This is a genomic window from Lacicoccus qingdaonensis (genome assembly GCF_900101075.1).
Lineage (GTDB): Bacteria > Bacillota > Bacilli > Staphylococcales > Salinicoccaceae > Lacicoccus > Lacicoccus qingdaonensis.
In genome coordinates, this window is the sequence record NZ_FNFY01000007.1 from 95,383 (window position 1) to 104,564 (window position 9,182).

At 40.5% G+C, this 9,182-nt stretch carries 12 protein-coding genes and 1 pseudogene; 7 read left to right on the plus strand and 6 right to left on the minus strand.

Annotated elements, in window-relative coordinates:
• Window positions 1–103 precede the first annotated feature (103 nt).
• From BLR15_RS06075 to BLR15_RS06085, 3 genes are all read left to right on the plus strand, one after another.
• Window positions 104–1,171: a C45 family autoproteolytic acyltransferase/hydrolase gene (locus BLR15_RS06075; protein WP_092985718.1), complete on the plus strand. Its 1,068-nt coding sequence runs from the start codon at window positions 104–106 to the stop codon at window positions 1,169–1,171.
• A 1-nt stretch (window position 1,172) separates the two neighbouring features.
• Window positions 1,173–2,006, plus strand: coding sequence for an amidohydrolase family protein (locus BLR15_RS06080; protein WP_092985720.1), 834 nt, complete (start codon window positions 1,173–1,175; stop codon window positions 2,004–2,006).
• Between the two features lie 145 nt (window positions 2,007–2,151).
• A complete protein-coding gene (locus BLR15_RS06085) occupies window positions 2,152–3,798 on the plus strand; it encodes an alpha-keto acid decarboxylase family protein (protein WP_092985722.1) in 1,647 nt (548 codons plus the stop codon).
• Between the two features lie 114 nt (window positions 3,799–3,912).
• Here BLR15_RS06085 and BLR15_RS06090 read toward each other — a convergent pair whose 3' ends face one another.
• On the minus strand, window positions 3,913–4,335 hold the full coding sequence (locus BLR15_RS06090; RefSeq protein ID WP_092985724.1) for a universal stress protein: 423 nt from the start codon (window positions 4,333–4,335) through the stop codon (window positions 3,913–3,915).
• A 260-nt stretch (window positions 4,336–4,595) separates the two neighbouring features.
• Between BLR15_RS06090 and BLR15_RS06095 the strand changes: the two genes are divergently transcribed.
• From BLR15_RS06095 to BLR15_RS06105, 3 genes are all read left to right on the plus strand, one after another.
• A complete protein-coding gene (locus BLR15_RS06095) occupies window positions 4,596–5,279 on the plus strand; it encodes a hypothetical protein (protein WP_092985726.1) in 684 nt (227 codons plus the stop codon).
• 147 nt (window positions 5,280–5,426) lie between these two features.
• Complete coding sequence (locus tag BLR15_RS06100) at window positions 5,427–5,804, plus strand: hypothetical protein (protein ID WP_176754072.1); 378 nt, start codon at window positions 5,427–5,429, stop codon at window positions 5,802–5,804.
• A gap of 31 nt (window positions 5,805–5,835) precedes the next feature.
• A complete protein-coding gene (locus BLR15_RS06105) occupies window positions 5,836–6,045 on the plus strand; it encodes a hypothetical protein (RefSeq protein ID WP_092985731.1) in 210 nt (69 codons plus the stop codon).
• A 171-nt stretch (window positions 6,046–6,216) separates the two neighbouring features.
• Here the strand turns inward: BLR15_RS06105 and BLR15_RS14370 are convergent, their stop codons facing one another.
• Together BLR15_RS14370 and BLR15_RS14375 are read right to left on the minus strand one after the other, a co-directional pair.
• The gene (locus tag BLR15_RS14370; RefSeq protein WP_218118659.1) at window positions 6,217–6,585 is read right to left on the minus strand and encodes an SDR family NAD(P)-dependent oxidoreductase; all 369 of its coding nucleotides are present in this window, start codon (window positions 6,583–6,585) and stop codon (window positions 6,217–6,219) included.
• A complete protein-coding gene (locus BLR15_RS14375; protein ID WP_218118660.1) occupies window positions 6,554–7,042 on the minus strand; it encodes an SDR family NAD(P)-dependent oxidoreductase in 489 nt (162 codons plus the stop codon). The genes BLR15_RS14370 and BLR15_RS14375 overlap by 32 nt, the downstream gene beginning before the upstream one ends.
• A gap of 164 nt (window positions 7,043–7,206) precedes the next feature.
• Between BLR15_RS14375 and BLR15_RS06115 the strand changes: the two genes are divergently transcribed.
• A complete protein-coding gene (locus tag BLR15_RS06115; RefSeq protein WP_092985733.1) occupies window positions 7,207–8,076 on the plus strand; it encodes an AraC family transcriptional regulator in 870 nt (289 codons plus the stop codon).
• Between the two features lie 107 nt (window positions 8,077–8,183).
• Here BLR15_RS06115 and BLR15_RS06120 read toward each other — a convergent pair whose 3' ends face one another.
• The 3 genes and pseudogenes from BLR15_RS06120 to BLR15_RS06130 form a co-directional block, all read right to left on the minus strand.
• Window positions 8,184–8,405 (minus strand): hypothetical protein, encoded by a 222-nt coding sequence (locus BLR15_RS06120; protein ID WP_092985735.1) that lies wholly within the window; start codon window positions 8,403–8,405, stop codon window positions 8,184–8,186.
• A 42-nt stretch (window positions 8,406–8,447) separates the two neighbouring features.
• The gene (locus BLR15_RS06125; protein ID WP_143003935.1) at window positions 8,448–8,654 is read right to left on the minus strand and encodes a hypothetical protein; all 207 of its coding nucleotides are present in this window, start codon (window positions 8,652–8,654) and stop codon (window positions 8,448–8,450) included.
• Window positions 8,655–8,986: 332 nt separating this feature from the next.
• Window positions 8,987–9,182 (minus strand): annotated as a pseudogene (locus BLR15_RS06130) (IS110 family transposase); the annotation flags it as partial.

Below are 9,182 nucleotides of genomic sequence, written 5' to 3' on the forward strand. Positions count from 1 at the left end.
AAAGCTCCGGTACGCCGGAGTTTTTTACTGCGAGCCGTTAATTTCACACGATTGATAATATCACGTACACTGTCTATAGAGAAAATACGGGAGTGAACGGACAATGAAACAGTACTACAGCGACGTCATCCAGTTCAGAGGGACACATTATGAGTTCGGATATTACCAGGGGGAGCTGCTTAAGCGTTCACCTATACTTAAAAACCGCGAACGGCAGTGGAAACCGAGAAAGCACCGTCACTTTATCATCGACCCTGATGAGTTTCTACGTGTCATGACGGACATCGCACCAAAGATGCTGGACGAAATCGAAGGTCTTGCCGATGCACTCGATATGGATAAGGAAGAAGCAATCCGCCAGTTCGGCGGTTATTATTTGGAATACACGGCGAGCGGCTGTTCAATATTCATGGATCCTGACTTCATGGTCCGCAATTATGACAGCCATCCGAGAGGTTACGAGGGCAGGTATCTTTTCTATCAGCCGACAGACGGCGGTTACGCAGTGATCGGCCCGTCAATGCAAATTACAGGGCGCATAGACGGCATGAACGAAAAAGGGCTTGTGCTCGGTTACAACTTCACCCACAGCAAGAAATCGAATGACGGTTTCATTTGTAATATGATCGGCAGACTGGTTCTTGAAAACTGCGCCGATGTGGATGAAGCGATTGCCCTGCTCAAGAAAATTCCGCACAGGCATTCCTTCAGTTATCCGTTACTGGATGCGTCCGGCAGGTCATATGTCGTTGAAGCATCGCCGAGAAATGTCGTTGTGAGGGAATCCAATGTATGTACGAACCATTTTCATATATTGAATGAAGAAAACCGGTACCGTCAGGAAGAGACCCGCCAGAGGGAAGAGACGATACTGACGGGCCAGCAGACGGCTCTGAACCCTTATGAGTCGTATAAAGTGATGAGCAGTCCGGCACACGGTGTCTTTTCCAATAAGTACGCTGCATCTGCAGGAACGATCCACACATCCGTGTATTTTCCTAAAGACCTGAGTGCATGGTTTGTGATGGGACCCGACCGGGAACCTGTCATCTTCGACTTTGGCAAATGGCTCGGTGGAGAAGATGTTTTCGTCAGACAGATCAAGGGCGAGCTGGAATTTGACCGTCCTTTTGTAAATATGAAAAATGTACGTGAGAAAGTGGGCGAATAAAATGATTATCGATTTTAAGATGAAACCGCCGATTCCGAAATGGGAGGAATTATTCAAAGCAGGACGGACGCCGGTTACAAAACTGTTCAGTAATCTGCCGGACTTTGAACCGACAGCTTCAGAGACATTTGATGATGTCATCAAAGAGATGGACGAAATGGGAATCACGAAAGCGGTCATCCTGGGCAGAAACAATTCACCCGGCAGTTCGAATGAGGAATTGTATGAATTTCTTAAAAATGATGATAGTGACAGATTTTACGGTTTTATCGGCATCGAAGACATGACGGTCGAAGAAGCGGTCGAAACGATTGAAGAATATGCTCCGACAGATGTTTTCAGCGGGGTGGCCGTCGCGCCGACCAAGATTGAGCCCCATACAAAGATCGACGATGAAAGTCTTCACCCGATATTCGATGCATGTGTCAAATATGATCTGCCATTCTGCATCACACTGAGCATGCTGCTCACGTTGAATGATGAAGAAGCGGATTATGACTATATCAACCCAAAACATCTCATCCCGGTTCTGCACAAATATCCGGAGATGAAAGTGATCGTTTCCCATGCAGGCTGGCCGTTTATCCAAGAAGGGATAGCGGTGGCGATGCATTTCCGTAATCTATACTTATGTCCAGACTTCTATATGGGCTTTCCGGGAGCGGAAGCACTTGCTGATGCCGCGGATAAAGGTCTGGAAAAACAGATACTGTATGCCAGCTGTTACCCGAATGCACCGTATGATTACGCTCTTAATCAGTATCGTAAATACTTTTCACAAGAAGTGATGGATAGTATTATGCACAAGAATGCTGAAAGAATATTGAATCGATGAATTAAAAAGTCAAGTTATATTATGTAAAGTGCAGCAGTCAAATAAATTTGGCGGCTGCACTTTTATATATGTGGATTACATTGATTAATACATCCTATATCAGGGAAGATTAAAGTAATGAAGATGATAAGGAGTGGTTGGACAGATGACAAGGACTGTTGGTGAATTTTTATTTGACTGTCTGAAACAGGAAGGGGTCGATGATATTTTCGGTGTACCCGGAGATTTCAACTTTTCCCTGCTTGATACATTGGAAGATTATGAAGATATGAACTTCATAGATAACCGCAACGAATTGAACGCAGGGTATGCAGCTGACGCATACTCACAGGTGAAAGGCATGGCTGCAATGATTACGACTTTCGGTGTCGGCGAACTGAGTGCGAGCAATGCTGTTGCCGGAGCCTACAGCGAAAATATCCCTCTGATACACATTGCAGGTTCTCCTGATCTCGGTGACCAGAAGGAACAAAAGAATGTCCACCATACACTGATGGACGGTAATTTTGAAGTGTTCAGACATATGTATGAACATATTACGGCCTACGCCGTTAAAGTCACTGCAGATAACGCCGGGACGGAAATTCCAAAAGCCATCCATATCGCAAAAGAAAAAAAGAAACCGGTCTATATGGATATACCGTTCGATCAGGTAACAAAACCCGTCGGAGAAATAAAAACCCCGGAATCTGCAAAGATGACCGACACCAGCCTGATGGATGAAGTCTTTCTGAAAGCAAGTGATCAGCTGGGCAGTGCTGAAAATGCAGTCATGCTTATCGACTTCAATACAGTCCGTTACGGTCTGGAAATAGAAGTGCAGGCGCTTGCTGAAAAACTGAATGTGCCTGTGGTACAGATGCTGCAGGGCAAAAGCGGCTTTGATGAACAACATCCCCAGTATATCGGAATGTACGGCGGTGCTTTCGGGGATGATCATGTTCGTAAGACCGTCGAAGAGGCGGACTGCATCATAGCGGTCGGCATGTTATGGTCTGATTTCAATCTGGCCAAGTATACTGCGGATTTAAAGACTGACAAGATGATCATCATTCATCCTTATTCAACATTAGTCGCAGATGAAGTGTTTGAAAATGTCTATGCGGCGGACATTCTGAAATCACTGATGGATGTGGATTACCGTGAAGAAGGGGCAGTGCAGCAGCTGCCTTCAATTTATGATGATATCGCAGGTGAAGCGGATGAGGCACTCACTGCTGATTCGTATTACCCGAGATTTCAAGATATGCTGAAAGAGGATGACATACTCGTTGTGGATACAGGGACATTATCCTACGGCATGAGCCAGGTGAAGCTGCCCAAAAATTCAATGTTTTTATCACACGGCTCTTGGCAGAGCATCGGTTACGGCACACCTGCCGCACTCGGTGCAGCAGTGGCCGCACCGGATCGACGCGTACTTTTATTTGTCGGTGAAGGTGCATTCCAGTTCACTGTACAGGAACTGAGCGCCATCATTGATAAGGGTTATAAACCGATTATTTTTCTGTTGAATAATCAGGGTTACACAATTGAAAGATATTTGAACACAGAACACCCTTATGCGGACTATAATGATATACCGGCATGGGATTATATGACATTGGCAGATGGGCTGGCAGCTTCCAAAGAAGTGTTTAAAGCCCGGGCACGTACTAATGGAGAACTGGACGAAGCCATTAAACACGCAGAGCAGTTTGACGGAGCGGGTCTCATTGAACTCGTCGTCACCGATCCGATGGATGCACCGCTGTATCTGCATAAATTAAGAGAATATGAAAAAGAAGATTAAATGAGAGATTTAAAGAAGGATATCCGAGGTAAAAAGGCTCTAAAAATGGCGATTCATCAATTAATTGAGATGAATCGCCATTTTTCATGTTTCGACTTTATCCGGTATTTCAAATTATTTAACAATCATTACAGGCGTGTTCACCCGTTTGGCGATTTTGTGGGTGACATGGCCGAGTACATGTTTGATCGCCATTTTAGAACGTTTGTTGCTCATGACCACAATTTCATAATCATTTTCATTGATCTCTTTTAAAAGTTCCTGAATAACACGTCCTGTCTTGATGCGAATGTCATAATTCAAGCCGAGTTCATCCAGCTGATCGGTGAACGGCTTCAAGTCTTCAACTTTATCTTTGGAAATATCTTCGAAATGTTTTCCATGGTATTTCACGTTATCTGCCATCTCATTTTCTGAAATGACGTTGAAAACCGTGATGATGGAATTCTCATCGTTCTCTGTCAGTTTCACCAGTTGTTCAGGAACATTGGTAAAAGAGTTTCCGAAATCATATGGGAGTAAAATCTTTTTGTACATATATACACTTCCTTCGTTTAAATTTTAATCGGCAGTATTCACTTTACATCTTCAATATTATATTAGATTGCATCTGTTATTTAAAGAATAAGTTTAAACATATATTAGAAAATTTCAAATACCTTCTAGTATTATGATAACATTTCCAAAGATACATTTGTTGTTTGACGAATTCATCATCTGGGAACCTCAATCGTTTTGAACAAGCGGACCGGAATGGGTTCATTTGGATATGAAATATTCTAAATGAGAAAGAGACTATGTTTACACATCTTGGAATACCGGGACATCTGATTATGTTCATATTGATGGGCATCGTAGTTATAGTGATTGCTGTACAAAGAAAACGCAGTAAGGGAAAATTCACCCAAAATGTACAGAAGCCCGGACAATTAAAGATTTTCTTTACAAGAGTAATGGTATTTCTGACAATTTTCACGGGGATTTTTGCGGTGATTGGTGTTATGACGGGGGAAACCGAGATGGCGATAGTATTTACAGTTATATTCGTCATCTTTCTGGTACTGACATATTTTATGCGACGGAAATTTGATATGTCCTATCAGGAGACGGATGAATACTTCATCCTCAGAGAGAAAAAAGATGAGTATAAAGTGTTTTATGAAGATATTACATACTGGGAGCGGGGCACTGCCCATGAAATATTTATCTTCGAAGGTACTAAATCTGCTGGTGGACCTTTAACAATCAAGTTAAATTATTTTAATCCCGAGATCCTGCTCGCGACACTTGCCGATATGACCTTCAAAGATCAATTTCCACGCAGGGACTATGATGTATATCCCGGCGATCCAATGAAGAAAAAGGAAATGGTGCAGTTTCTTCACCGGACAGACTATAAATATCTGGTCAAGGACGAATACATTGAAGAGACAGGTGAACTGGACGGTCTGCACTGGCCGGAACATAAATGGTTCCAGTAATACTGAAGACATATTTTCCATAACTATTATTATTATTCTAAAGGATAATAATAGTTTATCTTTTTCACAATATGGTAAAAGAATAATAACTAAAATATTCAATTCTATTTAAAGGTGAAAAGTATGCAAAACAAAGGCTTCTATCTGATGGCAATATTATATGTTTCACTTTTATGGGCATTCATGCTGGATTTTTTCCATGATTCCAATTGGATGTCCACTACAATACAATATGCGCCGATGGCATTGGCATGGATCATTATCATTGTGATGGCAATATTCGAAGCAGTAAACAAAGACAAAATGGATGAAGCGTCTGTCAGCAAAAGAGAAGGTAACGAAAAAAGCATGAAACTGCTTGCTTTGATATTTTTATGGGCTGCAGTCATATCCATGAATTTTATAGCCGGGACGCCGGGAATGGATTTCTTGAATATTCATAGACCAGAGTTTTGGATTTTTCTGATTCTGCTTCCGCTGCTCACCGCATTTAACTATAGACGGAAAACCGATGGCGTTGCATAGTGAAAAAATTCTGTTTGGAAGAGGATAAAAAATGCTTAGTGAAGAACAGGAAAAAAGTTTAAACACATATTTGAATTGGACGCCTTTCATAGGGCTGGTAATCAGTATTGTGACTGCAGTCTTTTTGCTCGTAATCATGGATTATTCCTTAAATGACGATATTGTAATTTATATTCTGATGCCATTTTTAGCACATGTTTTCCTGATCTATCTGCCAGTTAAAATGGTTTCGAAATTATAAGATACGAAGGAGGTACATGCTTGATGAAAGAATTAGTCGAATCAGTTTCGATTATAAAGATTGTAATGATCTTTTTTCTTGCGAGTGGTGTTATAACTTTTAATTACTTGTTTATAAGTGATCTCTTAACATGGATCAGCTCATATTTTTAAGAAATCAATGATGATCTGATCATGTCTTTAAATAATTGTATAAATGGTCTTCTGTCATTCTTTTCAGTTTTTCTCTCGATTTTATGTCATACGCCTGTTCCAATGCTTTTGCACGCCTTTTACCATCAAAGAATTCACCAGTCACTTCTTTTGAAGAAGCAAGAGCGGTCAGTGCTTTACGTCCTTTTTTCACAGAAGATAATGGGATGCCGAAATGTTCGCTCACCATGTTTGTCTTCATCAGCGTTGCGGGATGAATAGCATTGACGATGATGTTTTTAGCAGTGAGTTCATCAGCAAGGTCGAATGTGAACATGATCAGTGCAAGTTTACTGCGGGAATAAGCAAGAAATCCTTCATACTTTTTTTTCCATGTCCAGATCTTCAAAGTCAAGATCGGCCTGGCCGACAGATGCGACATTGATGATTCTGGAATCCTCATTCATGAGAGGGAGTAACTTCCTGGTGAACAGCACTTGCGCCAGATAATTCACCTGCCATATCAATTCGAATCCGTCTTCAGTTGTTTGCCGCTGGCTGCCTGACTTTGGTCCGCCTCCGATACCAGCATTATTGATCAGAATATCAATCTTTTCTCCGTCTGCAAGTATTTCATCTGCAGCTGCTGCAACAAAATCAAGAGAAGAGAAATCCCCGTTATAATACTTCAGGCGATCACTGCCAGTCACATCTTTAATATCTTCAACAGTCTTTTGTCCTTTACTTTCATTCCTGCCGTGCAGAAGCACATTGGCACCTTTTTCAGAAAACCATTCAGCAGTCGCTTTACCGAGTCCATCAGTTGAACCGGTAATTAACGCTGTAGATTCAGATAGTGATTTCATTGAAAACTTCCTTTCTGATTATTTTTATGCTTTAATTCAAAATACCCGATATAAATCATGAATAAGCACTTTGAGTGATGTCATCCGACTTAAATCGACATAAAAACATCGAGTGATTCTTTTCATTGGTGTGTAGCATAAGATTCGAAAGGGTGGTGGAAATGATGATTAAAACTCTGAATGATGTTATTGAATATATTGAAGAAAATCTTTTGAATGATATCAAAGTGGAAGATGTCGGAGATTTTGTAGGTGAATCCGATTATCATTTCAGGAAAATATTTCAGTATATCAGCGGCATGTCACTTAGTGAATATATTAAGAAAAGAAAATTGGCCATGGCAAATCACGAACTGGTGAAAGGTGAGAGTGTGACCAATGTTGCATTCAAATACGGTTACCAGTCCCTGGATGGTTTCACCAGGGCTTTCAAGGCATGGAGTGGCTATTTGCCATCAGATGTCAAACTAACTGGAACGATCACATCATTTCCAAAACTTTCTTTCTATGTAGATGTCAGAGGAGGAGAAAATATGGAAGTACGAATCAAAGAGATGCCTGCATTCACGATTGCAGGAGTAAGTAAGAGAGTCCCGATGCAGTTCGAAGGCGTGAATAACGAGATTGTTAAACTCGCGGAAAGCATTACCGGAGAACAAAAAAATGAGATGCACAGACTCCAGAATATTGATCCGGAACAGATTGTCAATGCTTCATATGATGCGGACGAAAAATTTCTAAAAGAAGAAGGTGATTTGACGCATACCATCGGAGTGCTGACCACATCGGAAGATATCAGTCCAATTCTTGATATGGTCAGAGTTGATGCACACACGTGGGCAGTGTTCCCGAATGAAGGAGAATTTCCCGAGACACTTCAAAATACAATGGCCCGGACATATTCTGAATGGCTGCCATCCTCAAACTACGAAGTGATTGATGCACCTTCATTTTCATTCACTTTAATGGATGACGAAAAAGAAAATTATGCTTATAGCGAAGTATGGATTCCTGTAAAAGAAATGAAAAGATGATAACAACAGCAGGTCAAAGTCATGATTTCAGACTTTGACCTGCTTCTGTTTTAAGTGATATTATCGCATTTTTCCGGTGAACTTCCGCAGTTTCGATACTTTAGAACTTATGAAGTGAGATCCGTTTTTTTCATCATTTTAAACATGCTGATCAGGATAAGCAGTATCAACAATGCAGAAAATACTTGAGCCCAGATATTATCTTCACCAAATACGGCCGTCAGAAATGTTTCAAATGTCGGTAATCCAAGTGTCCTCATGAATGTCAGTAACAATATCCCCGTTAACATACCAAGTCCAAACAGTATTAAAAATTTCTTTGTTCTCATTTTTACTCCCTCTTTTATAATTAAAGTATGAACACGTAAACCTTATATAAAAATAATCAATAGTAGAGGCGCGATCATTAAAAGTCCGTTTATAACAACCATAAGCCAACTGACATATCTTTTGTTCTCATTGATTAATGTGACGATGCCTGCAAAGAATAATACAAAAGCGATCACTGAAGGGAGACCAAAAGGCAGCATAAAGAAATTTTCAACATCAGTATTTTGGTTGATAAAAACTGTCACCATAAAATATATTAAATTTAGTGCAGTGAATGAAACAAGTAAGTTTTTCAACATAATTCACCTTTTAAAAAATCGAAGTTTTAACTTTTTTTACTTTTACACCTGATTGGAAGGCTTTAAACAGTATTAGTATATCTTTACATATTTCATATAAAATTGTAAAATTATTCATAACAATCTAAGACTTGTGGTGTTAAGTCAAATTGATGTATTCATAACGTCAGTAGAGGCGACAACTGAATCACAGATTTAAAGCATACTTAAATAAGCCTAGCGTAATTTCACATTTTTCCTAGGCGTTGGATGAAAGGATTCGAGTCAATATTATGCCCGAATTACACACTCCTTTCCGGCATGTAGAGTTGGTGGTTGCGTAGTAGGACATCCACCAGACGCACAAGTTTTCTTGCGGTAAGGACGAGGGCTCTTTTGTGTTGATGCTTGGGGACTTCTGCTTTCTTTTTCTGATAGTACGCACGAAACGTCGGAATATTATTGCGGACTGAATTGGCAGCCTCAATCAAGTAATAC